A 25833-nucleotide genomic window follows, 5' to 3' on the forward strand; every position below is an offset into this window, starting at 1 on the left:
CGTCGGCAGCGTCAGATGATCCTGTTCGTCGGCAGCGTCAGATGGGTATAATAACAGACAGGTGGCGCAGCGACCGCAAAAAACGGGGCCGCTGCGCGCCCCAGCGGGAGCAAGCTCCCTCGCCACGGGTAAGCACGCTTACCTTTAACGCTTGGGTGTTACTGAACGCTTTTCAGCTTGACCACATCACCGGACACCGAGGTGGTGTAGCCGGTCAGGACCCAGGCCCAGAACCAGTTTTCCTGGACTTGGGTGTTGATCATGGCGTCGCCGCCCTTGGCCTTGATCGCGGCGTTCTGGGCGCGCACGAAACGGTTGTTCTGCTGGATCGGGATCAGACCGAACAGCAGCAGGCCGGTGGCCTTGGCTTCACTGTGGCCGACAACGGTGTATTGGGTGCTGTCGTATTGCTGGGTTTTCATCGGGGTGCCGGTGCAACCCGCCAGGGCCAGGCCGAACACTGCGCACGCGACAACTTTACTGATGTGATTCATTTGACGCTCCATGGGAAGACGCCCGGGATCCGTCTCTCGGGCGGCGCGTACTCTAACCGATCAGTAATAAATTGACACACCATAATCCGCCCAATTCAGTGCCCGAAACGCTCATCGCAGAGCCATCCGTCAGGTGCGCCTCCAGCGAAACAGACCCTCGTCGATAACATGAAAACTACGCCACGGAAGGCCGTTCTTTGTCTTGACGGCCGCCAGATAACGGCCGCTCCCGTTGGAGGATTTCATATGATTGACGTGACTGTCTGGAGCGTAACCCTGCCGGTGCAAACGCCGGCGCAGGTCGTGGCGACCAAAGCCATGCCGACCTTGAAGAACAAGTATTTCGACAATAACGGCCAGAGGATCATCTTCTGGGCGCCCGTGACCGGCTCCCATACCGGTAACAGCCAATACCCGCGTTCCGAACTGCGGGAAACCAGCCGGGACGGGAAACACCTCAACTGGCGCTACAACAGCGGCATCAACACCCTCAAGGGCGAGCTGTCGGTGAACCAGGTGCCTTCCGAAGGCCGTGTGGTGGTGGCGCAGATTCACGCCAAGGATGCGCCGACGCCCTTGTTGAAACTGGTGTACCGCTACGAAAAGGGCATCGGCAATATCGACGTGGAATATCGGTTCAAGCCCAAGGACAAGAAAAGCCCGGTGATCTTCACCGTGCCCAAGGTGCCGTTGAACAAATCCTTCTCGTATACGTTGCAAATGGACAAGCAAGGCCAGCTCTCGGTGCTGATCGGCAAGAGCGGTAAACAGGTGAAGTTGGACAAGTCCTGGCAAGGCTACAACTTCTATTTCAAGGCCGGCGTCTACACCTTGGATAACAAGGGCTATTCCAATGAAGGCGGGAAAGTGACCTACACCAAACTGAGCGCCAGTCACAAATGACTGGCGCCCAGCCCCGTTTCAGGCCTTTGATGGCGCAGCGATTGCCTGCTGGCCACGGAAGGTAAACACAAAGCCGACCAACACCAGCAGCGCGAAACCGGCCGGGAACAGCCAGATGCTCTGCCAGTCATGCCCACCGGCCACGACAAAGTGATCGGTCACCTGCCCCGCCACCCAGAAACCGATCAGCATCCCCACACCATAAGTCGCCAAGGTAATCAGGCCCTGGGCCGAGCTGCGGAAGCGCTCCGGTGCCTTGGCGTCGGTGTAGATCTGCCCCGAGACAAAAAAGAAGTCGTAGCAGATGCCGTGCAGGGCAATGCCGGTGAACAGCATGAACGCCAGGTCGCCGTTATTGCCGTAGGCAAACAATACATAGCGCAACGCCCATGCCAGCATGCCCACCAGCAGCGCCAGCTTGATGCCGAAGCGCTGGATGAACAGCGGCAACAACAACATGAACAGCACCTCCGAGACCTGCCCGATGGCCATTTTCGCCGTGGGGTTGGTCATGCCGGTTTCGGCCAGGAACGGGTTGGCATTCTGGTAATAGAACGCCAAGGGAATGCAGATCAGGATCGAGGCGATGAAAAACACCAGGTAACTGCGATCCTTCAACAGCCCCAACGCATCCAGCCCCAGCAGTTGCTTGACGCCGCCAGCGCTGGCCTGTTCCTTGAGCGGTGCCGTGGCCGGCAGCGTGAAGCTGTAGAGCCCGAGGACCAGGGACGCGATGGCGGCCATCAGGAACGTATTGCGCAAGCCGCCAGCCGCGATCGCGTCGCGCGAATCCCAGGCGAACACGAAGCTGATCACCACGCCGGCGACGATCCAGCCAATGGTGCCCCACACCCGGATGCGAGAGAACTCCAGCGCCGGGTCGCGCATCTGCCGGAACGCCACGGAATTGACCAGGGCCAGCGTTGGCATGTAGACCACCATGTACACCAGCACATACGGGTAGAACACGCTGAAATCCGCCGCCGAATACAGCTGATACAGCAACACCGCGCCGAGCAGGTGCAGCACCGCCAGGATCCGTTCGGCGTTGAAGAAGCGGTCGGCGATCAGGCCGATGACGAATGGCGCAATGATCGCCCCCCACGATTGCGTGGAGAAGGCCATGCCGATCTGCCCACCGCTGGCGCCCAGGGTGCTGGAGAGAAAGGTGCCGAGGGTGACGAACCAGCCGCCCCAGATAAAGAATTGCAGGAACATCATCACGCTCAGGCGTGCATTCATCGTGGTCATGACAGTCACCGTTTTATTGTTTTTCTTGTGAAAATGAAAAGCTTGCACAGCGCTTGTGGCCTGCTTTTGTAACCTGCTTTTTGTAACCTGCTTTTTGTGGCCTGCTTTTGTGGCGAGGGAGCTTGCTCCCGCTCGGCTGCGCAGCAGTCGTAAAATCCGCTGGCGCGGTGTTTCTGGAAAACCGCGCCAGCCTATTTGGGGCTGCTGCCCAGCCCAGCGGGAGCAAGCTCCCTCGCCCCAGGAGTTACGCTTTTGGTATTGGGGGTAAACCCAACAACCGCCGATTGGAGTCCTCATCCGCCGTGACGCTGGCGAAATCGTCGAACGCCTTGCCGGTCTTGCTGATCATGTGTCGCTTGATGAACGCCGCCCCTTCAGCGGCACCCTGTTGCGAATCCTTCAGGCAACATTCCCATTCCAGGACCGCCCAACCACTGAAGTCGTATTGGGTCAGCTTGCTGAAGATCGATTTGAAATCGATCTGGCCGTCACCCAATGAACGGAACCGCCCGGGGCGATCGACCCAGCCCTGGTAGCCGCCGTACACGCCGGAACGGGCATCGGGGCGAAATTCGGCGTCCTTGACGTGAAACATGCGGATGCGTTCGTGGTAGCGATCGATGAAACCCAGGTAGTCCATCTGTTGCAGCAGCAGATGGCTGGGGTCGTAGAGAATCGCCGCCCGTGGGTGATGATCCACCGCCTCCAGGAAGCGCTCGAACGAGGCCCCGTCGTGGAGGTCTTCGCCGGGGTGGATTTCGTAGCACAGGCCCACCCCCGCCGCGGCGAAGCAATCGAGACTCGGCAACCAGCGCCGGGCCAGTTCGGCAAAGCCCTGCTCCACCAACCCCGCCGGGCGTTGCGGCCACGGATAGACATAGGGCCACAACAGCGCACCGGAAAACGTCGCATGGGCCTTCAGGCCGAGACGCTGGCTGGCGCGGGCGGCCAGCTTGAGTTGCTCGATTGCCCACTCGGTCCGCGCTTGGGGCTGGCCACGCACATGGGCCGGGGCGAAGTCATCGAACAGCGCGTCGAACGCCGGGTGCACCGCCACCAATTGGCCTTGCAGGTGCGTCGATAACTCGCTGATCGCCACACCGGCCTGGGCACAGGTGGCCTTGAGTTCATCGCAATAGTCCTGGCTCTCGGCGGCCCGGGCCAGGTCGATGTATTGCGTGCCCGAGGTCGGCACTTGAATGGCTTTGTAGCCTTGCGCAGCGGCCCACTGGGCAATGTTGGCCAGGGTGTCGAACGGGGCCTCGGCGGACATGAACTGGGCCAGGAAAATGCCTGGGCCGCGCAGGCCGCTCGGTGTTGGGTCGGGGGTATTCACAACAAGGATGCTCCAGTTTGCACGGCGGTCCATTTCGCCTCGCCGCGGTGGTTGAGGATCGCGGCCTCGATGAACGCCATGCCCCGCAAACCGGTCTCGATGCCGGGTACGCCTGGGGCGTCAGGGCCTTCGGCATGGCTGCGAATGGCCTGGGCGAAATCGCCGTAGAGGTTGGCCATGGCTTCCAGGTAACCCTCGGGATGCCCGGCCGGCAGACGCATGCGACGTTGAGCCGCCTCGCACAGCCACGGCTGGCCGACACCGCTGCGCAGGATGCGCAAGGGTTGGTCGAAGGCGCGATGGATCAGGCTCGCCGGTTCTTCCTGGCGCCACTCCAAGGCGCCCTTGTCGCCGTAGACGCGAATCTTCAGCGGGTTCTCTTCGCCGGTGCAGATTTGGCTGGCGATCAACACACCGCTGGCACCGCCCGCCATCTTGAACAGCATCGCCGCGTCGTCGTCCAACTGCCGGCCCGGGACATGCGTGCCCAACGCCGCGCACAGCTGCTCGATGGGTTGGTCGGCGACGAACTCGGCCAGGGAAAACGCATGGGTGCCGATGTCACCGATGCACCCGCCCAGGCCGGACTGCGAGGGGTCGTCACGCCACTCAGCCTGTTTGTTGCCCTGGGCGGCGACATCCTGGCTGAGCCAGCCTTGGGGGTATTCGACCAGCACTTTGCGCACCGCGCCGATCACACCCGAACGCACCATGTCCCGGGCCTGCCACACCATGGGGTAGCCCAGGTAGGTGTGGGCCAGGCCGTAGAGGCAACGGCTGCCTTGCAGCACTTGCTTGAGGGCGAGCAACTCCTTGAGGTCCAGGGCGGCGGGCTTCTCGCTGCACACATGAAAACCGGCTTTCAAGGCCTGGCTGGCAATGGGTGCGTGAAGGTGATTGGGCGTGACGAGCACCAGCAGTTCCATGCGCTGGGCAAGCGGCAGCAGCGCTTCGGTGTCGAGCATCTGCTGCCAGTCGTGGTAGCAACGCGACGCCGTCAGGCCCAGGGCCGCGCCGGTTTGCCGGGTGTTGTGAGGGTCGCGGCTAAACGCGCCGCACACCAGCTCGAAACCGCCATCCAGGCCCGCCGCCTGACGATGGGCCTGGCCGATGAACGCGCCCTCTCCACCGCCGACGACGCCCATTCTTATTTTCGGTGCTACAGGATTCATCGCGATTCTCTTCCTGTCAGGATGATGATGTAACCGGTTACATCATGGCGGAAATCTAGGCTCAGTTTCCCTCCGTGTCAAACCCAACGGGTTCACACCTGAACATTTGTCAGGCGCCCAACCTGCGGTAAGCTCCCCCACCGTACCCCTGTTCCCCGAGGTGATTTTGTCCAACATTCGTGAAGTGGCCAGGCTGGCGGGTGTTTCAGTGGCCACGGTGTCCAGAACGCTGAAATCCCCCGAGCGGGTGCTTCCCGAGACCCGGGACAAGGTCAACGCGGCCGTGGAACAGGCCGGCTACCGGCCCAACCTGATGGCGGTGCAGTTTCGCTCCCGTCGCACCGGCAACCTGGTGATCCTGGTGCCGGCTATCGCCAACACGTTTTTCGCCCGGGTCATCAGTGGCGCGCAGCAGGCCGCGCAGGCGGCGGGTTACCGATTGCTGCTATGCGACACCCAGGGCCGGGTGGAGGTCGAGCGGGAGTTCGCCGCCCTGGTCTATGCCCACCAGGCGGACGGGGTGATCCAGTTGCGCGCCAGCGATCCTTACGAATCGATGCCCACAGGCGCTGAAAGCCTGCCGCTGGTCAACGCCTGTGAAGTGGTCAAGGGTGCACCCTACCCGACCATCAGCCTCGACAACCGCGCCGCCGCCCAGGCCATGACCGAGCATCTGATCGGCCTCGGCCACCGGCGCATCGGCATCATCAAGGGCCCGCGCAGCAGCCCGCTGACCCTGGACCGCGTGGCCGGATATCAAGATGCCCTGGGCCAGGCCGGCATCGCCGTCGACCCCAGCCTGATTTGCCATGGCGACTTCACCTTGAAGGCCGGTGACGACGGTGCCGGCGCGATGCTGGCGTTGGCCGACCGCCCCAGCGCGCTGTTCTGTGAAAACGACGAAATGGCCATCGGCGCGCTCAGGCGCATCAAGCACATGGGCCTGCGAGTGCCCGAGGATATTTCCCTGGTGGGCTTTGACGACATCCCATTCGCCGCCTACTGCGACCCGCCCCTGACCACCATTTCCCAGCCTGCCGAAGCGTTTGGTCAAAAGGCGGTGCAGATGCTGATTGCCTTGATCGAGAAGAAGCCGATTGCCGAACGGCATGTGGTGTTGCCGTTTGAGTTGACGGTGCGTGGCAGTTCGGCGCCCGTGGCGTGACCGGGAACCTGTGGCGAGGGAGCTTGCTCCCGCTGGGGCGCGAAGCGGCCCCGAATGAAACTGATTGAATCAACCAGACACACCGCGCTGTCTGGTTGAGGGGCTGCTGCGCAGCCCAGCGGGAGCAAGCTCCCTCGCCACAAAATCCATTCATCCATCGAGCGTGAGTTGTTCACTCAGGCAAACGTCGCCCCTCGGGTATTCACGAACAGCGAATACAACGAATGGCTGCCGGCCATGAACAACCGATTGCCTTCCCGGCCGCCGAAGCAGACGTTAGGGCATCGCTCCGGCAGGGAGATGTGCCCGATGGCCTTGCCTTCGGGGTTGAACACCCGCACGCCGTCAAGTTTTTCCAGGTCGGCCTTGGGGTCGCCATTGCCGCCCCAACCGCACCAGAGGTTGCCGCTTTCATCGCACTTGATGCCGTCGATCGCTGCGTAATCCAGGCCTTCGATGTGCTTGCGCCGCTCGCCCAGGGTGCCGTCGGCCTTGACCGCGATGGCCCAGACCAAGCGGTTGGGCTTGGCGCGGCCCTCGACCACATAGAGGGTTTTCTCGTCCGGGGAGAAACACAACCCGTTCGGCCCCGCCAGGTCGTCGATCACCCGACTGACCTTGCTGGTTTCGCCGTCGATGCGGTACACCGCGTGGGGTTGGACCGGGGTGACTTTGTGCCCTTCGTAGTTGTTGCCGGTCTGGAACGGTGGGTCGGTGAACCAGACCGAACCGTCCCGCTTGCAGACGATGTCGTTGGGCGAGTTGAAAGGCTTGCCCTCGAAACTGTCCGCCAGCACGGTGAGGGTGCCGTTGTGTTCGGTGCGAGTGATACGCCGGCCTTCGCTGGCGGTGGTGGAGCCTTCGCACACCAGCAGTCGCCCCTGGCGATCTCGGCACATGCCGTTGGAGAAATTGGAGTTTTCCCGGTACACCGACAGGCCACCGGTGACTTCATCCCAGCGCACGATGCGGTTGTTGGGGATGTCACTGACCAGCAAGTAACGCCCGTCACCGACCCACACCGGCCCTTCCGCCCAACGCAGGCCGCTGGCGAGCTTCTCCACGCTGGCGTTGAAGATGCGCAAGTCCATGAAGCTGGGATCAAGGATGTTGATCAGCGGGTCCGGGTAACGCTGGCTCACGGGCGCGGCCTGGGCGAGCCCCGGCAGGTTGCCCAGGGTGGCGGCGGCGGCCGAGACCACCAGGGATTTTTTCAGGAAGACCCGGCGGCCTTGAGCGGCGGCGGTTGCAGATTGCGAAGCATCCATCGTGCGTCTCCGTTAATTATTATTGGACGGGACGACAGTTTTACTCCGTGATAAGACATCGTACAAGTATATGAAGCGGCTCACCTGGACAACTCTCAGTCCGGGTGCAGCGGTATGCGCACGGTGAAGGTCGTGCCGACTCGTGCCTTCGAATGCACCTCGATGGTGCCCTGATGGGCCGATACGATTGCCGAGGCGATGTGCAGGCCCAGCCCGAGCCCGGCCGTGGAACCATATTGCGCTTCACCGCTGCGCAGATTTCGGACCATCGGATTGAAGATGCTGGCGATGGCCTCTTTCTCGATAGGCTTGCCCTGGTTGTTGATCGCGATCACTGCCATATCCCGTTCAACGCTCAACGAAACGGTAATCGGCGTGCCTTCGGTGCCATGCTGGACAGCGTTGCCGATCAGGTTGGCGAACACCTGCTCCATACGGGCCGGATCGAACAGCCCCTCCAGGGCACCGGTCGTTTCAAAGAGGATTTCGCTTTCCGGATGATAGGCCCGCGCCTCCTCCACCATGCCTTCGCAAGCGGCCACCAGATCACCGTTGAAACGCTGCACCGGAATGCCCGAGCCGAGTTGGGTACGGGTGAAATCCAGCAGATCGCCGACGATCTTGTTGGCCCGCTTGACGCTGGTGTAGATGCGCGACGTGATCTTGGTGGCGTTGGCGGGCAGGTCCCCGGCCCGTAGCAGCACTTCGGAACTCAGCAGGATCGCGCCCAAGGGGCTGCGCAGGTCATGCCCAAGAATCCCCAGGAAGATGTGGCGCGACGCATCCACCGCTGCCGAATAACTGACCACGGACTCGGCCAAGGCCTGGTCCACGGCCTCGTTGAATCGAATCAGATCGTCCATGACCTGCTTGTGATTCAGTTGCATGTGCGGCATCCAGAGCATGAGCACGCTGGTGCGCAGGGCCCGGTATTCGGAAACCATTTGCTCCACGGTAAAACCCGAAGACTGGCGGATGACCGCATGGGTTTCGGCGGCGGTTTCGGCCTCGGTCGCCGGCGCTTCCCCGTGGGACTTGGCAATCGCCTCCTTGCGCGTTTGCGAAGTGCGCAGGTCAGCGGCGATGGTGCGCAGCATCTGCTCGGCATGGTCGCGCAGGGCCGCGGAATCCATGCCAATGGACGCGGGGGTGATGGTTTTGGCGAAGTCTTCCCACGCCTGAAGAATCGGCTCGATGTTGTCGAGGATGAAATCGGCCAGGCGCATGAGTTTTCCCGCAAGAAGGCAATGCTGTAGACGACACAGCGGCCTGATGGTTGTACAGCAAAGCGCTGGGCAATGTGCGTAATGCTGTTCACCAAGCCGTTATGGGAGCGGGCTTGCTCGCGAAGAGGCCAGCACATCCAACACCTTCATTGACTGAACCACCGCTATCGCGACCGCCCCCATGCAACCGAGCGCACAGGCCCGCAGATCTTGTCCCTTGCACCCCATGAGATAAAAACCTTAGAGTTGTACGACAACTTATAACTTAAAATAACCGATCCGGGGCCTTTTGCCTTGGCGGTCGCCTTCGAGACATCAGCCATGACCCGCTCCACCGCCACACCTGCTATCCCCACCCCGTTACCCCGCCACCTCGCCGTACTGGTCCTGCTGTGCATGGGCTGCGCCTTCGCCGGCAACCACGTCGCCGCCCGGGCCGCGTTCGATGACGGTGCCGGGGGGTTGCTGGCGATCCTTTTGCGTTCGGGCGGGACGCTGCTGGTGCTGGCGGCGATGGTGCTCTGGCAACGGCAGAGTCTGCGCTTGTCGCCCGGTGCGTGGCGTTGGCAATTGACCCTGGGGCTGTTGATCGGCGCCCAGAGCCTGTGCCTGTACTCCGCTGTGGCGCGGGTGCCGGTGGCGTTGGCCTTGTTGGTGGGCAACGTGTTTCCGATCCTGCTGGCCTTGCTGACCTGGGCGTTGGGTGGCCCCCGCCCGACGGCGCGCACCGCCGCGTGGATGGGCTTGATCCTGGTGGGGCTGGTGTTCGTGCTGGAAGTGCCGGCGCGGTTGTCGTCCGGGCAGGACGTTGGTCCGCAATGGCTGCTCGGGGTGGGCCTGGCCTTCTGCGCCGCGTGTATGTTCGCCTGTGCGCTGTGGATCACTCATCACAAGTTGTCCCAGGTGCGCGGCTCAGTCCGCAGCCTGCTGACGATTTTCATCGTGTTCAGCAGCGTCAACCTCGCCGGCCTGACCGGTGCCCTGCCCGGCGGCTTCGACCAGCCGGCCAGCAGCACCGGCTGGTTCGCCCTGGCGACCTTGGTGGTGCTCTATGGCACCGGCTTCATCGTGCTGTTCATTTCCGTACCCCGGCTGGACATGCCGCGCAACGCCCCGGTGATGAACATCGAACCGCTGGCGACGCTGCTGATCGGTTGGCTGGTGCTGGACCAGATGCTCAACCCGGGCCAGATCCTGGGCGGCGCGATTGTGGTGACAGGCATCGTGTTGCTGACCTATCGCAAGGTTGAGCGGGCCAAGGCGCCGGTGGCTGAACCGACAAATTGAATTGACCGAACCGATTGTGGCGAGGGAGCTTGCTCCCGCTCGGCCGGGCTGGCGTTCCAGCGCGAAGCGGTCGCCAATGCCTTGGGCCTGCTTCGCAGGCCAGCGGGAGCGAGCTCCCTCGCCACAAAGGTGTTCAGTCAGCGCTACAGCGTATGCCCCGCCATGGGTCCAGACAGACCCACACGGACCTGAAAATTAAGTCTTCGCCCTGCGGAAACTTGTTCCCGAACCCACAGTCCTACCCCAGCCGTGAAAACCTCGCCGACCTGCAGCGACGAATTTTCCAACTGATCGGCGCCGAGCCTGGCGCTAACGCAACTCCCCCTTCTTGAGCCGTTCGCCCCATGCGCCACCCTGTTCGCTCTTGCCGTTTCGTTTCGCTGTGCCTGCTTGCCCTGGTTCCCTTACTCACCAGCCCCGCCCAGGCCCGCGGCGAAAGGCAGCTGGTGGAAGCCATCAACGACTTCCGTAGCCAGTCCCGCCGTTGTGAATGGCGCACGGTGCGGGCGGCGCAGCCGCTGGTGCTGCGTTCGAGCCTGGGCTTGCCGATCGGTTTTCGCGGCGGTCTGCGGGATACCTTGAAAGGCGCCGGCTATCAAGCCCAGGCCGTGCGCAGCATTCACCTGACCGACGCGCGGGACGCCGAAGAAGCCTTTGAAATGCTGGCCGATGAACATTGCGCAGCGCTGCTGGACAACCAGTACGCCGATGTCGGCGTCAATCGGGTCGGGGATGAATGGCGCGTCGTGCTGGCGCAGCCCATGGGCGGCACGCGGATGAGCGATGCGGGGGCGTCGGACAAGACGCTGCTGGCCCAGGTCAATGCCGCCAGGGCCAAGCCCCGGATGTGCGGGCGCCAGCGCTTCGCGGCGACTCGGCCGCTGAGCTGGAACGCCGCCTTGGGCACGGCGGCCCAGGGCCACAGCCGGTCGATGGCCCGGGAGAATTATTTCGCCCATCGCGACCCGGACGGACGCTCCACCTCCGATCGGGCCAAGAGCGCCGGTTTTCGCGGACGTAAATTAGGTGAGAACATCGCCGCCGGCCAACGCTCACCAAGCCAGGCCCTGCACGATTGGCTCGCCAGCCCCGGACATTGCGCCAACCTGATGAACCCGATGTTCACCCAAATGGGCGCAGCCTCCGCCCGCGATTCACGCAGCGATGCGGGGGTGTATTGGACGATGGTGCTTGGCGCGCCGTGAAACATTACTCCCAGCGCTGAACCATCCGCTGTGGTGGCGAGGGAGCTTGCTCCCGCTGGACTGCGAAGCAGGCCCAAGGCATTGGCGACCGCTTCGCGGTCGAGCGGGAGCAAGCTCCCTCGCCACAAGGGCTACGGCGAATCGGCCAGCGCTCACACAGGCCGACGCACCGCCCGCACCTTGCCACTGCCTCCGCCACCACAGAAAAACCTATCCGCGCCGTCAGACTCCAACCCCGACACACCGATCCCTGGCGGCATCGTCACGCTTTCCAGCACTTGCGCCGTTTGCGGATCGATCCGCCGCAAGTCGCTCTCGTCGTTTTCCCAGGTGCCATGCCACAGTTCGCCATCGACCCAGGTCACGCCCGTGACGAAGCGGTTGGATTCAATGGTGCGCAGGACCCGGCCGTCGGCGGGGTCGATCTGCAGGATCTTGCGCGCCTTGTACTGACCGACCCAGAGCGAGCCTTCGGCCCACGCCAGGCCGGAATCATCACCGCTGTTGGGGGCCGGAATCGTGGCCAGGACCTGGCCGGTGCGCGGGTCGATCTTGCGGATGCTGTCACCGGCGATCTGGAACAAATGCTCACCGTCGAACGCCGTACCCGCGTTCGCCGGGACATCGAGGGCATGCACGGTCTGGCCGCTGGCGGGGTCGAGGGCGTGCAGCTTCTCGCCTGAAGCGAACCAGACGCGCTCGCCATCATGGCTGACGCCGTGCACGCAGTCGACGCCCGGGAACGGGCCGTATTCACGCAGGATCTGTGCTTCTGAACGTTTCATCTCACTCGCCTCATCGGTGGGGGTTGAGTGCATCCTAGCCATCGGATGGCAGTGTCGTGAGTAACAATACCGTCGCGAATCCAGGCATCGACGGCGCCATCCAACGCCGGGCCCTGGCGCGCCCGAACGACTGCGCCTTGCCGGCGGCGGCCAGTGTTTCCAGGGCCCGCTGCACGCTGCGCTGGCTGATGTCCAGGGCCAGCGCCAACGCCGACGTGGACCAGGCTTCGCCATCGGCCAATAGCGCCAGCACTGCCCCGTAGGGTTCCTCGACGGGGCGCGCGAGCACCACGACCTCCTCAGCCTGCCGCGGCACCAGGGTAAAACCGCGCGGGGTGGCCTTCACCTCCGCCAACGGGCGAAGCATCGCCCGCAACCGCCCCATCTCGACCCGCAGCCGGGCGCGATGGGACTCATCCGTCAGCTTCAAGCCAAAGCCCTGGGTCATGAGTGCTTCCCTCGACACGTCGCCGGGCCATGCGTGCGCCAACGCCCGCGCCAGGGCGAACAACACCGGGCGCCGAGCCAGGTCGACCTGAATGCCAGCGCCACTGATTCCATAGCGGCACGCGTCCACCACCAGCGCCGACCCGGCCAACAGGGCTTGCACCTCTTCCAGTACGAGCAGGCGCTCTTCGCCCCGGGCGATCAGGCGCGCGGCGGGCGTACTCAGCAGTTGCCAGGCGCTTTCGATTTCGGCGCTCAGCGCACCGATTCCCGCTTGCTGAGCGGCGTGCCCGGCTCGTTCGAGGGCGGCGCGGGCGGTTTGCGTTTGCAGACGCCGCATGGCGATCCCTGCGGCCACCAACTCGCAAGCCGCCCGTGATGCCAAGGGCAGCCAGGCAAGATCCAGATCGACCAGTTTGAGCTCGGCCTCGTCGAGTCGACCGATCAACAGCAGGCGGCGGATTTTGATCGTGTGGGCATGGGCGACGTTCGCTCGGTCGCCGTGGGTTTCGAGCACAGCCCGCGCGGCGTCGAGGCGTTTCATTGGCCATGCCAGGTCACGGGACGCCAGGGCGATTTCACCTTCGGCGATCACACAACGCGCCCGTGCCACGGCTTCCTGGGGCCCGAAGGCCGCGCCGGCCCGACGCATCAGGGCCCGGGCCTTGGCCAGATCGCCCAACTGCGCCATGGCGATGCCGCGAAGCGCGAGGGCCGGGGCATCGTTGCGCAAGGCGATGCGATTGAGCGCGGCCACGGGGTCTCCCGCTGCCAGTGCGCGCGCTGCTGTGGTGATCAGAGGATCAGTTGTCATCACCCGCTTCCCCTGTGGCGAGGGGATTTATCCCCGCTGGGTCGCGAAGCGGCCCCATTGTATCTATCACTGCAGTGTGTCGGATGGGCCATGGGGCCGCTTCGCAGCCCAGCGGGGATAAATCCCCTCGCCACAGGGTTGAGGTGACCTTTCATTGGCTTCGGGTCAGAGGCGAATGTCAGCCGCCGCCACCACATCGATCCGCGACACCGCGCTGCTCAGCCGCCCCAGTCGGTTGTTGTGGTTGGCGATGATCTGCTCGGCCGCCATGCTGCCATTGTCCACGGTGGAGTGGGCGTCGGCCGCCAGGACCACGTCGTACCCCAGGGCATGGGCCTGGCGCACGGTGGCATTGATGCAACAATCGGTTTGCAACCCGCAGATCACCAGGCGGTCGATGCCCCGGGCCTGCAACAGCGGTTGCAGGTCGGTCTGGTAGAAGGCGTCGGGGGTGGTCTTGCGCACCCGCAGGTCATCCGCCGCGGTCAACAGGTCGGCGGTCAGTTGCCAGCCGGCAGCGCCATAGGCCAGCGCGCCCTCCAGTTCTTCATGCTGGATCAGGATCACTGTCCGGCCGACAGCCCGGGTCCTGGCACTGAGGTCGTTGATGGTCTGGAGGATGCGCTGGCGGTCGAAGCACTCTTCTTCGCCGCTGCACAGCGCCTCCTGGACATCGATGATCAGCAATGCGGTGTTCATATTTCCCTCTTCTGACGGTATCGGAGCCGCGCTCCCTCAATAACCCAACGACAGCCCAGTGTTGCGACGGGGATCGTTGGCGCCATAGAAGCGGTTCTTGCCCACGGGCTTGCCGCCCAATGACGGCGCGCCCACCAGGATCGCGGCAATGTGGTTGGGGGCCTGCGGGCCCGCGAACTTGTGCCCCCAGCTTTCCAGCAACTGCTGGGTATCCGGGCTGGCCGCGAAGGGCTCCAGGGTGGTTTCCTCCGGCATCCACTGTTGATGGAAACGCGGCGCGTCGACCGCCTCCTGGAGGTTCATGCCGTAGTCGATCACGTTGAGGATGGTCAGCAACGTCGCGGTGATGATGCGGCTGCCGCCCGGGGTGCCCACCACCATGACCGTCTTGCCGTCCTTGGTGACGATGGTCGGGCTCATGGATGACAACGGCGCCTTGCCCGGCGCGATGGCGTTGGCCTCGCCCTGCACCAGGCCATACATGTTGGGCACGCCGACCTTCGCCGTGAAGTCGTCCATCTCATCGTTGAGGATCACCCCGGTCTTGCTGGCCATGACCCCGGCACCGAACCAGTCGTTCAAGGTGTAGGTGACCGAAACGGCGTTGCCCCACTTGTCGACGATGGAGTAATGGGTGGTGTTGCTGCCGTCATGGGGCGCTACGCCGGGCTTGATCTTCTGCGAGTCGCCGGCCTTTTGCGGCTCGATCGCGGCCCGCAGCTTGGCGGCGTAGTTTTTGTCCAGCAGATGGGCGATGGGGTTCTTCACAAAGTCCGGGTCACCCAGGTAACTGTTGCGGTCAACGTAGGCGTGGCGCATGGCTTCGATCTGGTAGTGCATGCCCTGGGCCGAATGGAACCCCAGCTCCTTCATCGGATAGCCGTCGAGTATGTTCATGATCTGGCACAGCACCACCCCGCCGGAACTGGGCGGCGGCGCCGAGATGATGTGGTAGCCGCGATAGTCGCATTCCACCGGGGCCAGCTCGCGGGTCTTGTATTTGTCCAGGTCGGCCTGGGTGATGATGCCTTTGTTGGCCTGGCTGGAAGTGACCAGGGCATCGGCGACCCAGCCCTTGTAGAAACCATCGGCACCTTTGGCGGAGATTTCCCGCAAGGTCTTGGCGAGGTCCTTTTGCACCAGCTTCTGGCCGACCTGCATGGGCTCGCCGTTGTGCAGGAAGATCGCACCGGAGTCACGCATGTCTTTCTTGAACACCTCGGTGGCGGTTTCCAGCAGATCGACATCGCCCTGCTCCAGGGTGAAGCCTTCCTCGGCGAACTTGATGGCCGGGGCGATCAGTTCCGCCCGGGGCTTGCTGCCGTACTTGCTCAACGCCAGTTCCATGCCGGACACGGTGCCGGGCACACCCACTGCCAGGTGGCCGCGGGTGCTGAGTGCGGGCACGACGTTGCCGTCCTTGTCCAAGTACATGTTCGCTGTGGCGGCCAGGGGGGCTTATTCGCGGAAATCCAGGAACGTCTTGCGGCCATCGGCCAGTTGCAGGGTCATGAAACCGCCCCCGCCCAGGTTGCCCGCCGCCGGATACACCACCGCCAGGGCATAGCCCACCGCCACCGCCGCATCCACGGCATTGCCGCCGTTCTTGAGCACGTCGACCCCGACATGGGTCGCCAGGTGCTGGGCGGTGACCACCATGCCGTTTTCGGCGGCCACTGGCGCCTGGGAGGCGGCGTACGTCGATAAACAACCGAGGGTCAACGACGTAGCGATAAGGGTCCGGGCTAAGGATTCGAACTTCATGAGTCGGCCTCTTCTTGTTTTAGAAAGTCGGGGGAACGCATCAAGCAGCTAGCTAGTATGGCTCGGTTTGCGTAATGCGCCTGTTTCCAAGTCGACCGTGACGCCAACGCAACCTTTGGGATAGGCTCCTGCGGTTCATCTTGACTGCATAGGGACATCGCCGATGACGCTACGAATCGAACGCACGGACACACCCACCGACGAAGAACGCCAGGCCATCCTCGCGCCGCTGCGCGCCTATAACACGGCCAAGACCGGCGGGACGGTGCCGGAACTGGTGGCTTGGCTGGTGCGGGATGAACAGGGGGAGATTGTCGGTGGGCTGTACGGCCGAGTGTTTTTTAGCTGGCTGTACATCGAATTGCTGGTCGTGCCGGAACAGGCCCGGGGCCAGGGCACCGGCTCGACCCTGATGCAGCTGGCCGAAGAATTGGCCCGGGAGAAGAACTGCGTGGGGATCTGGCTGGACACCTTCGACTTCCAGGCGCCGGCGTTCTACCGCAAACACGGCTTCACGGAAATCGGCCAGATCGACGCCTACCCGCCGGGCCACCAGCACTTCTTCTTCCAGAAGCGCCTGACTGCCTCTGACTGAATCCCAATACCTGTGGTGGAAGGCAATCGTTCGGCCACCCCCGACCAGTGTGGGAGCGAGCTTGCTCGCGATAGCGATCTAACAGTCAATATTCCTGTTGCCTGAACCACCGCCATCGCGAGCAAGCTCGCTCCCACAGGGGTCCTGCGGCGGATGACCTCGTGTGGGAGCGAGCCTGCTCGCGATGGCAGGCACCTCGGTCTATCGGCTTAAAGACAAGTCGCCAACGCCGCCAACCGGCGCTTGGCCACGAAGTCGTCATGCTTGGCGTAATAACTCAACTCGGTGCCCGTCGCCCCGGCGTGCAAATCGACAAACGATTCGGCAGAGCGGGTATAGACCGTCGAGCCGCCCTTCTTGCCCGGTTGCAGGTAAGCGCCTGCATCGACACCGAATACTGCCTCGTCCTGCCAGGAAAACTGCACGCACTGGGCCACGACCTGCTCGGGTTTGTCCGAAGTCAGGGTCTTGTAAGGGGCCTGGGTCCGGGCTTCATTCATCGCCGACCCCGCGCAGCCGGCCAGCAAGGTGGCGGCCAGGGCCACGGTCAACATTCGCATTGCGTTCACTCATCGAGAAAAAAACGGACTGTAGCACTGCGGCCCCAGCCATCGTGCTGCTTTACTGAAATTTACCCGCGACAGCGAACACCGATTCACGCACTCTGTCGCGCCCTGTCCCCCAAGGAGTAACCATGGCGACAACCGAACAGCAACACGCACGGGCCTTGGAACGGTTTCTCGATGAGCGCCCCGACCTGCGCCACGAACTGGACCACCTCAACCCGCTGCTGGCCCAAGCCAAGGGCGAGACCGCCACGCAGTACCGCGCCGAGCGCTTGCATGAAGCGTTCGAAGCCGAGGCCGAGCGCCTGGGGCTGTTTGCCTGGGAACTGACCCTGCAACTGACCGCCGCCTCGCCCGAGGACTACCAGGCCCAGCGCCTGGAGGTGCATAAGGAAGTGGCGGAAATGGCAGGGATGGAATGGGCCGAGTATTGCGAGCTCAATGGCCTAAAGGCCAAGCACTGAACCCTTGTGGCGAGGGAGCTTGCTCCCGCTGGCCTGCGCAGCAGGCCTAAAAAAAGCAACTCATTCAACCTGACACACTGCGTTGCCAGATCCAGGGGCTGCTGCGCAGCCCAGCGGGAGCAAGCTCCCTCGCCACAGGCGTAACTCCCAAAAAATCTCACCCTTCCCTGGCAATCGCCCCACCGCCCATAAAGCTTTATCATGGCCGCAGTTTTGCTGATCGGATTTGTCATGAAGTTCGCCATCGCGCTGTTTTCCGCCGCCCATGCGCCCTCCTCGCGCCGTGCCTTGCTGTTTGCCCAGGCGGCGCTGGCGGGTGGGCATGAGATCGTGCGGCTGTTTTTCTATCAGGACGGCGTCTACAACGCCTGTGCCAGTGTCGTCACGCCCCAGGACGAGCAGGACCTGCCCCAGCAGTGGCGCGCCTTTGTCAGCGACAACCGGCTCGACGGCGGGGTCTGCATCGCCGCGGCGTTGCGCCGTGGTGTGTTGAACGAGGAAGAGGCCCAGCGCTACCAGCGCTCGGCGGCCAGTGTCGAAGCGCCCTGGGCCTTGTCCGGGCTGGGCCAGTTGCACGACGCAATCCAGGACGCCGACCGCTTGATCTGTTTTGGAGGCGCGTGATGGCCAAGTCTTTACTGCTGATCAGCCGCCAAGCCCCGTGGTCCGGCCCTGGTGCCCGCGAAGCGCTGGACATCGTCCTCGCCGGCGGGGCGTTCGACCTGCCCATCGGCCTGCTGTTTCTCGATGACGGTGTGTTCCAGCTCAGCGCCGGCCAAAACGCCAAGGCCGTCCAGCAAAAGGACCTGAGCGCCAACCTGCAGGCCCTGCCGATGTTCGGTGTCGACGACCTGTTTCTCTGCGCCGACAGCGCCGCCGAACGCGGCGTTGCTAACGATGCCCTGGCGCTGGGCGAGGTGAAAGTACTGGGTGCAGCGGACATCGCCGCGCTCATCGACCGCTACGACCAGGTGATCACCCTCTGATGTCGACTTTGCATGTGTTGTCTCATTCGCCCTTCGGCGACAACCGCCTCGCCAGTTGCCTGCGGGTACTGGGCAATCAGGATGCGCTGCTGTTGTGTGGCGACGCGACGTACGCGTTGCAACCGGGCAGCCCACCGTTTGACGTGCTGCAGGCTGCGGGCGTGAGCCTGTTCGTGCTCGCCGAAGACTTACAGGCCCGCGCCCTGGACACGCCAGACTGGGCCGAAGCCATCAACTACTCAGGTTTCGTCGAGCTGTCGATCGAGCACGACAAGGTCAACACCTGGCTATGAACACGCTGAACGTGGGCGGTCGCGCCATCGCATTGGACAAGGACGGCTACCTGGCCGACCTGGACGACTGGTCGGCCGAAGTCGCCACCGCCCTGGCCACCGCCGAAGACATCGACTTGAGCCCCGAACACTGGGAAATCCTCGAACTGCTGCGCGGCTTCTACAACGAATTCCAACTCTCCCCCGCGACCCGGCCGCTGATCAAATACACGGCGCTGAAACTGGGGGCGGACAAAGGTAACAGCCTGCACCTGAACCGATTGTTCAAAGGCACTCCCGCCAAACTCGCCGCCAAGCTGGCGGGCCTGCCCAAACCGACGAATTGCTTATGACCGACTTCCCAGCGCTGACCCTTGAAACCCCGGCCGAACACCCATTCGCCCAGTTCGTGCGCATTCTTGGCAAAGGCAAGCGCGGCGCCCGCAACCTGACCCGCGAAGAAGCCCGCGAAGCCATGGGCCTGGTCCTCGATGAAAAAGTCGAGGACACCCAACTGGGCGCCTTCCTGATGCTGCTGCGGCACAAGGAAGAAAGCGCCGAGGAAATGGCCGGCTTCACCGAAGCCCTGCGTGAGCGCCTGGTGGTTCCGGCGTTGACGGTGGACCTCGACTGGCCGACCTACGCCGGCAAGAAGCGCCATTTGCCGTGGTACCTGCTGGCGGCCAAATGCCTGGGGCAGAACGGCGTGCGGATTTTCATGCACGGCGGCGGCGCTCACACCGCCGGGCGGCTCTACACCGAACAATTGCTGGGCTTGCTGCGGATCCCGCTGTGCCGGGACTGGCAACAGGTCGGCAGCGCGCTGGACAACGGCGGCCTGGCCTTCATGCCGCTGGTGGACTGGGCGCCGCAAATGCAGCGCATGATCGACCTGCGCAACACCCTGGGCCTGCGCTCGCCGATCCATTCCCTGGCGCGGATCCTCAATCCGCTGGTGGCTCGTTGCGGCTTGCAAAGTATCTTCCACCCGGGCTACCAGGCCGTGCATCGCGATGCCAGCGGCTTGCTCGGTGATACCGCCATCGTGATCAAGGGCGACGGCGGCGAGATCGAGATCAACCCCGACGCCGACAGCCACCTGTACGGCACCACCGGCGGCGCCAGTTGGGACGAAGAATGGCCGCGACTGGCCGAGCAGCGCCACGTCAAACCCGAACGCCTCGACCCTGAGCACTTGAAGGCAATCTGGCGCGGTGACGTCGAGGACAGCTACCCGCAACTGGCGCTGATCGCCACCATGGCGTTGGCGCTACGCGGCCTGGGCGACACACGCGACGAAGCGTTCGACAAGGCCCGGCGATATTGGGATGCCCGGGACAGATCGATTTAATCGATCATCAACGCCCAACCTTTGCGCTTTTTGTTCGAACCTATCGGAATAGACTCGTCTCCAATGATTATTGAGCGAGGACATTCAGATGGGTTTGTTGGTCGAGGGCCGCTGGCAGGACCAGTGGTATGAAAGCAAGGACGGCAGTTTCCAGCGCGAGCAGGCGCAACGCCGCAATTGGGTGCCCGCCGACGGCAGCGCCGGCCCTTCCGGCGTGAGCGGCTTCGCCGCCGAGGCCGGGCGCTACCATTTGTATGTCTCCCTGGCCTGCCCCTGGGCCCACCGCACGCTGATCTTTCGCAAGCTCAAGGGCCTGGAAAACCTGATCGATGTCTCGGTGGTCAGCTACCTGATGCTGGAGAACGGCTGGACCTTCGACCAGGCCCACGGCTCCACGGGTGACAAACTCGACGATCTGCAATTCCTTCATCAGCGCTACACCGCCGACACGCCGGACTACACCGGCCGCGTCACCGTGCCGGCCCTTTGGGACAAACAGCAACAACGCATCGTCAGCAACGAATCGGCGGAAATCATCCGCATGTTCAACAGTGCCTTCGACGGCTTGACCGGCAACGACCTGGACCTGTATCCCGAACACCTGCGCGGCGAGATCGATGCGTTGAACGAGCGCATCTACCCGGCGGTGAACAACGGCGTCTACCGGGCCGGATTCGCCACGACCCAAGCGGCGTACGAAGAAGCCTTCGACCGATTATTTGCCGAGCTGGATTGGCTGGAAACGTTGCTGGCAAACCGTCGTTACCTGGCGGGCGAGTACCTGACCGAGGCCGACATCCGGCTCTTCACCACGATGATCCGCTTCGACGCGGTGTACTTCGGCCACTTCAAATGCAACCTGCGGCGCATCGCCGATTACCCGAACCTGTCGAACTGGCTGCGGGAGCTGTATCAATGGCCGGGGATTGCCGAAACCGTGGATTTCACCCATATCCAGGGCCATTACTACGGCAGCCACAAGACTATCAATCCCAATGGGATCGTGCCCAAGGGGCCGAAGCAGGACTTTACCGTCGCCCATGATCGGGAGCGGTTGAGTGGGAAAGGGATTTGGCGTGGCGCCGGGATTGATCTGAAGAATTCGTTGTAGCTGAAGGCCTCTTCGCGAGCAGGCTCGCTCCCACATTTGATCGTCGTGCAACCATAAATCTGTGGCTGTACACCGTCCCATTGTGGGAGCGAGCCTGCTCGCGATGGGGACAACGCGGTCTTCAGACCTGCCCCTGAGCCCCTTCGAACCAGGCCAACTTCTCGCGCAATTGCACCACTTCCCCAACAATCACCAACGTCGGCGCATGCACCTCATGCTCGGCCACCAGCCGTGGCAAATCCGCCAAGGTACCGGTAAAAACCCGTTGGTTGGACGTCGTACCCTGCTGGATCAACGCCGCCGGCGTGTCCGCCGCACGGCCGTGCTTGATCAGCTCGTTGCAGATCATCGGCAGGCCAACCAAACCCATGTAGAACACCAGCGTCTGCGCCGGGGACACCAGGTCGGCCCACGGCAGATCGCTGGTGCCGTCCTTGAGATGGCCGGTGATGAAACGCACCGACTGGGCGTAGTCGCGATGGGTCAGCGGGATCCCCGCGTAGGCCGCGCAACCACTGGCGGCAGTGATGCCCGGGACGACCTGGAACGGGATGCCATGGGCCGCCAGTTCCTCGATCTCTTCCCCACCACGGCCGAAAATGAACGGATCGCCGCCCTTCAACCGCACCACACGCTTGCCCTGGCGGGCCAGGTCGACCAATTGCTGGTTGATCTGGTCCTGGGGCACGGCGTGGTCGGCGCGGCGCTTGCCGACGTAGATGCGCTCGGCGTCACGCCGGCACAGTTCCAGGATCGCCGGGGCCACCAGGCGGTCGTACAACACCACGTCCGCCTGCTGCATCAGGCGCAAGGCGCGGAAGGTCAGCAGGTCCGGATCACCCGGGCCGGCCCCCACCAGATAGACTTCGCCCGGCGCGTTCGGCGCCTGGCCGTCGATCTTTTCCCGCAGCAAGCGCTCGGCCTCGCCGCCCTGCCCGGCCAATTGGCGGTCGGCGATGGGGCCTTGGAACACTTCTTCCCAGAACGCCCGGCGCTGCTGGACATCGGGGAACAAACCTTTGACCTGATTGCGGAAACGCGCCGCCAACCCCGCCAATTGCCCGTAAGTCGAAGGAATCCAGGTTTCCAGCTTGGCCCGGATCAGCCGCGCCAGCACCGGCGCATCGCCGCCACTGGACACCGCTATCACTAATGGGGAGCGGTCGACGATGGCCGGAAAGATCACGCTGCACAGGGCCGGCGCGTCCACCACGTTGACCGGCACGCAACGCTTATGAGCGTCGGCCGAAACCTGGGCATTGAGCGGTTCGTCGTCGGTGGCGGCAATGATCAGCACGCCACCGTCCAGATCCGTCTCCAGGTAACCGCGCTGGAGACACTCGCCGCCGCTGCCACTGACCAGTTCCCGCAACTGCGGTGCGATGGCGGGTGCGACCACCCGCAGCAACGCGCCGGCATCGGCCAGCAGGCGGGACTTGCGCTAGGCAATTTCCCCGCCGCCGACCACCAGCACGCGGCTGCCGCGCAGGTTGTGGAACAGTGGCAGATAGTCCATTTAGCCGATGACCTCGATGCCGCCCATGTAGGGTTTCAACACCTCGGGCACCCGAATCGAACCGTCGGCCTGCTGGTAGTTTTCCAGCACGGCCACCAGGGTACGCCCCACCGCCAGGCCGGAGCCGTTGAGGGTGTGGACCAGTTCCGGCTTGCCGGTTTCCGGGTTGCGGAAGCGCGCCTGCATGCGGCGGGCCTGGAAGTCACCACAGTTGGAGCACGACGAAATCTCGCGGTACTTGTCCTGGCTCGGGATCCAGACTTCCAGGTCGTAGGTCTTCACCGCGCTGAAGCCCATGTCGCCGGTGCACAGCGCCAGGGTGCGATACGGCAGTTCCAGCAGTTGCAGGACTTTTTCGGCGTTGGCGGTCAGGCTTTCCAAGGCTTCCATGGACTTCGAAGGTTCGACGACCTGGACCATCTCGACCTTGTCGAACTGGTGCTGGCGGATCATGCCACGGGTGTCGCGGCCCGACGCCCCGGCTTCGCTGCGGAAGCACGGCGTATGGGCCACGAACTTGATCGGCAGTTGCTTGGCGTCGACGATCTCGCCAGCGACGATGTTGGTCAACGAGACTTCGGCGGTCGGGATCAGGTACAGGTCGGCCTCGCCGTCGCGGCTGATCTTGAACAGGTCTTCCTCGAACTTCGGCAACTGGCCGGTGCCTTGCAGCGCCGGGGCCTGGACCAGGTACGGCGTATAGGCTTCCTCGTAGCCGTGCTCGGTCACGTGCAGGTTGATCATGAACTGTGCCAGGGCCCGATGAAGACGGGCGATCGGCCCGCGCAGCAAGGCGAAACGCGCGCCCGACAGCTTGGCGGCGGTTTCGAAATCGAGCCAGCCGAACTTCTCGCCCAACGCCACATGGTCCTGCACCGGGAAATCGAAGGTGGTCGGCGTGCCCCAACGGCGCACTTCGACGTTGCCGTCTTCGTCTTCACCGACCGGCACCGATTCGTGAGGCAGGTTCGGGATGCCCAGCAGGATCGAATCCAGCTCGGTCTGGATCGCGTCCAGCTCGACCTTGCCCGCGCTCAATTCGCCCGCCATGCGCTCGACATCGGCCATCAGCGGCGCGATGTCTTCGCCACGCTGCTTGGCCTGGCCGATGGACTTGGAGCGCGCGTTACGTTCGGCCTGCAGGGCTTCGGTGCGGGTCTGGACGGTCTTGCGCTGTTCTTCCAGCGCTTCGATGCGCGCGACGTCCAGGGCAAAGCCACGGGAAGCCAGGCGGTCCGCTACGTCCTGGAGGTTGCTACGTAACAGTGTGGAATCGAGCATGTCGGTCTCTCGTTATCAAAGTTTGGTCAAGGACAGGCCGGCCCAGGTGGCAAGCAGCCCGCCGAATACGCTGATGGCCGCATAGCCCAGGGCCAGCGGCACCTGCCCGCTTTCCAGCAGGCGCACCGTATCCAGTGAAAAGGATGAAAAAGTCGTCAGGCCGCCGAGAAAGCCAACCATCAGCCCGGCCCGCACCTCGATGGGCACTTCCGGGCGAATCAAAAACAGACCGTATAGAACGCCGATCAGCAGACAGCCCACGATATTAACGGCCAGCGTCGCGGTATAGAAGTGCCGAGGCCAATTTGCGTTGATCCAGTTGCCCGTGGCGAAACGCAACAAGGTGCCGGCAACGCCGCCAGCGGAAACGGCCAGTATCAAGGGGATCAAGGTTTTCTCCGCTGCCGTGGGCTCAGGCGATCCAGTTGCGCCAGGTGGTTGAGTTTCTCGCCGATCTTCAGTTCAAGGCCCCGGGGCACCGGCTGGTAGAAGCGCTGGGGGTCGAGTTCATCGGGAAAATAGTCTTCGCCAGCCGCATAGGCGTCCGGCTCGTCATGGGCGTAACGGTATTCATCGCCATAGCCCAACTGCTTCATGAGCTTGGTTGGCGCGTTGCGCAGGTGCAGCGGCACTTCGAGGGAGCCGTGCTCGGTAGCGCTGCGCATCGCGGCCTTGAAGCCCATGTACACGGCGTTGCTCTTCGGCGCGCAGGCCAGGTAGGTGATGGCCTGGGCCACGGCGAGTTCGCCTTCCGGGCTGCCGAGGCGCTCTTGCACGTCCCAGGCCGCCAGGCACAGGCTCAGGGCCCGCGGGTCGGCATTGCCGATGTCTTCGCTGGCCATGCGCACCACGCGACGGGCCAGGTACAGCGGATCGCAACCGCCGTCGATCATGCGCGCAAACCAGTACAGGGCACCGTCAGGATTGGAGCCGCGTACCGATTTGTGCAGCGCCGAAATCTGGTCGTAGAACGCCTCGCCGCCTTTGTCGAAACGCCGGCGGGTATCGCCCAGCAGGCTTTGCAACAGCTCGACGCCAATCTCGCTGTCGTCTTCGGCCAGGTCCGAGGCGTTTTCCAACAGATTGAGCAAGCGTCGACCGTCGCCATCGGCGGCCGAAAACAGGATCTGGAAGCCTTCATCGCTGAGGCTCAAATGCCGCTTGCCCAGGCCGCGCTCCTCGGTCAGCGCCCGATGCACCAGCTTGCGCATCGCCGTTTCGTCGAGGCTCTTGAGCACATAGACCCGCGCCCGCGACAGCAAGGCGTTGTTGAGTTCGAACGAAGGGTTTTCGGTGGTGGCACCAATGAAAATCAGCGTGCCGTCTTCGACGTAGGGCAGGAACGCGTCCTGCTGGGACTTGTTGAATCGGTGCACTTCGTCGACGAACAGGATCGTGCGCTTGCCGTACTGCCCGGCCTGCTGCTTGGCGACTTCCACCGCCTGGCGGATTTCCTTGACCCCGGCCAGCACCGCCGACACCGTTTCGAAGTGCGCGTCCGAGACTTCCGCCAGCAGCCGCGCCAAGGTGGTCTTGCCCACGCCCGGCGGGCCCCAGAAGATCATCGAGTGCAGGGCGCCCTGCTCCAGGGCCTCGCGCAGAGGCTTGCCGCGGGCGAGCACATGTTCCTGGCCGACGTACTCATCCAGGTTGGTCGCGCGCAGGCGGGCGGCCAATGGCTGGGCAATCGGGGCGCTTCGAAACAGGTCCATGATTACTACAAAACCTCCGCTGGGTCCTGTTGCCGAGATTCCTTGTGGGAGCGGGGGGGGGGGGGGGGCCGAGAGGAGGGGGTTTGGAGAAAATTAGAGTTATTATGATCGAAGCGAGCCGACTCAAGTCGACCGGCAAGAGAGAGGGGGAGGGGGGGGGGGG

25 protein-coding genes and 2 pseudogenes are annotated in these 25833 nt (G+C 63.5%); 12 read left to right on the top strand and 15 right to left on the bottom strand.

Features of this window, described 5'->3' with window-relative positions:
• Positions 1 to 158 precede the first annotated feature (158 nt).
• Positions 159 to 494 carry a hypothetical protein gene (locus tag HGO40_RS10700; protein ID WP_250962962.1) on the bottom strand — a complete coding sequence of 112 codons (336 nt, stop codon included), beginning with the start codon at positions 492 to 494 and terminating at the stop codon, positions 159 to 161.
• 246 nt (positions 495 to 740) lie between these two features.
• Here HGO40_RS10700 and HGO40_RS10705 point away from each other — a divergent pair, with 246 nt between their 5' ends.
• Positions 741 to 1397 (top strand): polysaccharide lyase family 7 protein, encoded by a 657-nt coding sequence (locus HGO40_RS10705; RefSeq protein ID WP_250962963.1) that lies wholly within the window; start codon positions 741 to 743, stop codon positions 1395 to 1397.
• A gap of 18 nt (positions 1398 to 1415) precedes the next feature.
• On the opposite strand, the gene HGO40_RS10710 is transcribed toward HGO40_RS10705, so the two are convergent.
• The 3 genes from HGO40_RS10710 to HGO40_RS10720 form a co-directional block, all read right to left on the bottom strand.
• Positions 1416 to 2648, bottom strand: coding sequence for a nucleoside permease (locus HGO40_RS10710; RefSeq protein ID WP_250962964.1), 1233 nt, complete (start codon positions 2646 to 2648; stop codon positions 1416 to 1418).
• Between the two features lie 244 nt (positions 2649 to 2892).
• Complete coding sequence (locus HGO40_RS10715; RefSeq protein ID WP_250962965.1) at positions 2893 to 3984, bottom strand: sugar phosphate isomerase/epimerase family protein; 1092 nt, start codon at positions 3982 to 3984, stop codon at positions 2893 to 2895.
• Positions 3981 to 5156 carry a Gfo/Idh/MocA family protein gene (locus HGO40_RS10720; protein ID WP_250962966.1) on the bottom strand — a complete coding sequence of 392 codons (1176 nt, stop codon included), beginning with the start codon at positions 5154 to 5156 and terminating at the stop codon, positions 3981 to 3983. The genes HGO40_RS10715 and HGO40_RS10720 overlap by 4 nt, the downstream gene beginning before the upstream one ends.
• A 166-nt stretch (positions 5157 to 5322) precedes the next feature.
• On the opposite strand from HGO40_RS10720, the gene HGO40_RS10725 reads away from it, so the two are divergent.
• Positions 5323 to 6321 carry a LacI family DNA-binding transcriptional regulator gene (locus HGO40_RS10725; RefSeq protein ID WP_250962967.1) on the top strand — a complete coding sequence of 333 codons (999 nt, stop codon included), beginning with the start codon at positions 5323 to 5325 and terminating at the stop codon, positions 6319 to 6321.
• Between the two features lie 176 nt (positions 6322 to 6497).
• On the opposite strand, the gene HGO40_RS10730 is transcribed toward HGO40_RS10725, so the two are convergent.
• Together HGO40_RS10730 and HGO40_RS10735 are read right to left on the bottom strand one after the other, a co-directional pair.
• Positions 6498 to 7589, bottom strand: a complete 1092-nt coding sequence (locus HGO40_RS10730; RefSeq protein WP_250962968.1) for an SMP-30/gluconolactonase/LRE family protein — start codon at positions 7587 to 7589, stop codon at positions 6498 to 6500.
• 95 nt (positions 7590 to 7684) lie between these two features.
• Positions 7685 to 8815 (bottom strand): sensor histidine kinase, encoded by a 1131-nt coding sequence (locus HGO40_RS10735; RefSeq protein WP_250962969.1) that lies wholly within the window; start codon positions 8813 to 8815, stop codon positions 7685 to 7687.
• A 321-nt stretch (positions 8816 to 9136) separates the two neighbouring features.
• Between HGO40_RS10735 and HGO40_RS10740 the strand changes: the two genes are divergently transcribed.
• Positions 9137 to 10102, top strand: a complete 966-nt coding sequence (locus tag HGO40_RS10740) for an EamA family transporter (RefSeq protein WP_250962970.1) — start codon at positions 9137 to 9139, stop codon at positions 10100 to 10102.
• Positions 10103 to 10446: 344 nt separating this feature from the next.
• Entirely contained in the window at positions 10447 to 11307 is an 861-nt protein-coding gene (locus HGO40_RS10745; protein ID WP_250962971.1) for a CAP domain-containing protein, read from the top strand.
• A 152-nt stretch (positions 11308 to 11459) separates the two neighbouring features.
• Here HGO40_RS10745 and HGO40_RS10750 read toward each other — a convergent pair whose 3' ends face one another.
• The 4 genes and pseudogenes from HGO40_RS10750 to ggt all read right to left on the bottom strand — a co-directional run bounded on the left by HGO40_RS10750 (position 11460) and on the right by ggt (position 15816).
• Complete coding sequence (locus HGO40_RS10750; protein ID WP_250962972.1) at positions 11460 to 12092, bottom strand: Vgb family protein; 633 nt, start codon at positions 12090 to 12092, stop codon at positions 11460 to 11462.
• A gap of 34 nt (positions 12093 to 12126) precedes the next feature.
• A complete protein-coding gene (locus HGO40_RS10755; RefSeq protein WP_250962973.1) occupies positions 12127 to 13353 on the bottom strand; it encodes a helix-turn-helix domain-containing protein in 1227 nt (408 codons plus the stop codon).
• 165 nt (positions 13354 to 13518) lie between these two features.
• The gene (locus HGO40_RS10760) at positions 13519 to 14052 is read right to left on the bottom strand and encodes a cysteine hydrolase family protein (RefSeq protein ID WP_250962974.1); all 534 of its coding nucleotides are present in this window, start codon (positions 14050 to 14052) and stop codon (positions 13519 to 13521) included.
• 36 nt (positions 14053 to 14088) lie between these two features.
• Positions 14089 to 15816, bottom strand: a pseudogene (ggt, locus tag HGO40_RS10765) (gamma-glutamyltransferase).
• 163 nt (positions 15817 to 15979) lie between these two features.
• On the opposite strand from ggt, the gene HGO40_RS10770 reads away from it, so the two are divergent.
• A complete protein-coding gene (locus tag HGO40_RS10770; RefSeq protein WP_250962975.1) occupies positions 15980 to 16411 on the top strand; it encodes a GNAT family N-acetyltransferase in 432 nt (143 codons plus the stop codon).
• A 209-nt stretch (positions 16412 to 16620) separates the two neighbouring features.
• On the opposite strand, the gene HGO40_RS10775 is transcribed toward HGO40_RS10770, so the two are convergent.
• Positions 16621 to 16971 (bottom strand): hypothetical protein, encoded by a 351-nt coding sequence (locus HGO40_RS10775; protein ID WP_013693699.1) that lies wholly within the window; start codon positions 16969 to 16971, stop codon positions 16621 to 16623.
• A gap of 134 nt (positions 16972 to 17105) precedes the next feature.
• Between HGO40_RS10775 and HGO40_RS10780 the strand changes: the two genes are divergently transcribed.
• From HGO40_RS10780 to HGO40_RS10810, 7 genes are all read left to right on the top strand, one after another.
• Complete coding sequence (locus tag HGO40_RS10780) at positions 17106 to 17441, top strand: DUF6388 family protein (protein ID WP_250962976.1); 336 nt, start codon at positions 17106 to 17108, stop codon at positions 17439 to 17441.
• Between the two features lie 231 nt (positions 17442 to 17672).
• Positions 17673 to 18065 (top strand): sulfurtransferase complex subunit TusD, encoded by a 393-nt coding sequence (gene tusD, locus HGO40_RS10785; protein WP_250962977.1) that lies wholly within the window; start codon positions 17673 to 17675, stop codon positions 18063 to 18065.
• Positions 18065 to 18427 (top strand): sulfurtransferase complex subunit TusC, encoded by a 363-nt coding sequence (gene tusC, locus HGO40_RS10790; protein ID WP_250962978.1) that lies wholly within the window; start codon positions 18065 to 18067, stop codon positions 18425 to 18427. The genes tusD and tusC overlap by 1 nt, the downstream gene beginning before the upstream one ends.
• Positions 18427 to 18720: a sulfurtransferase complex subunit TusB gene (gene tusB / locus HGO40_RS10795; RefSeq protein WP_250962979.1), complete on the top strand. Its 294-nt coding sequence runs from the start codon at positions 18427 to 18429 to the stop codon at positions 18718 to 18720. The genes tusC and tusB overlap by 1 nt, the downstream gene beginning before the upstream one ends.
• Positions 18717 to 19052: a TusE/DsrC/DsvC family sulfur relay protein gene (locus HGO40_RS10800; RefSeq protein ID WP_250962980.1), complete on the top strand. Its 336-nt coding sequence runs from the start codon at positions 18717 to 18719 to the stop codon at positions 19050 to 19052. Before tusB ends, HGO40_RS10800 begins: the two co-directional genes overlap by 4 nt.
• Positions 19049 to 20050 (top strand): glycosyl transferase family protein, encoded by a 1002-nt coding sequence (locus tag HGO40_RS10805; RefSeq protein WP_250962981.1) that lies wholly within the window; start codon positions 19049 to 19051, stop codon positions 20048 to 20050. Before HGO40_RS10800 ends, HGO40_RS10805 begins: the two co-directional genes overlap by 4 nt.
• A gap of 88 nt (positions 20051 to 20138) precedes the next feature.
• Positions 20139 to 21161 carry a glutathione S-transferase family protein gene (locus HGO40_RS10810; RefSeq protein WP_250962982.1) on the top strand — a complete coding sequence of 341 codons (1023 nt, stop codon included), beginning with the start codon at positions 20139 to 20141 and terminating at the stop codon, positions 21159 to 21161.
• A 121-nt stretch (positions 21162 to 21282) separates the two neighbouring features.
• Here the strand turns inward: HGO40_RS10810 and cysG are convergent.
• The 4 genes and pseudogenes from cysG to HGO40_RS10830 all read right to left on the bottom strand — a co-directional run bounded on the left by cysG (position 21283) and on the right by HGO40_RS10830 (position 25670).
• A pseudogene (gene cysG, locus HGO40_RS10815) lies at positions 21283 to 22677 on the bottom strand (siroheme synthase CysG).
• Positions 22678 to 23958 (bottom strand): serine--tRNA ligase, encoded by a 1281-nt coding sequence (gene serS / locus HGO40_RS10820; RefSeq protein WP_250962983.1) that lies wholly within the window; start codon positions 23956 to 23958, stop codon positions 22678 to 22680.
• Positions 23959 to 23973: 15 nt separating this feature from the next.
• On the bottom strand, positions 23974 to 24348 hold the full coding sequence (gene crcB, locus HGO40_RS10825) for a fluoride efflux transporter CrcB (RefSeq protein WP_018608522.1): 375 nt from the start codon (positions 24346 to 24348) through the stop codon (positions 23974 to 23976).
• Positions 24345 to 25670, bottom strand: a complete 1326-nt coding sequence (locus tag HGO40_RS10830) for a replication-associated recombination protein A (RefSeq protein ID WP_186710181.1) — start codon at positions 25668 to 25670, stop codon at positions 24345 to 24347. Before HGO40_RS10830 ends, crcB begins: the two co-directional genes overlap by 4 nt.
• Positions 25671 to 25833: the final 163 nt, after the last annotated feature.

The sequence above is a fragment of the Pseudomonas sp. CG7 genome, assembly GCF_023701885.1.
GTDB lineage: Bacteria > Pseudomonadota > Gammaproteobacteria > Pseudomonadales > Pseudomonadaceae > Aquipseudomonas > Aquipseudomonas zanjanensis.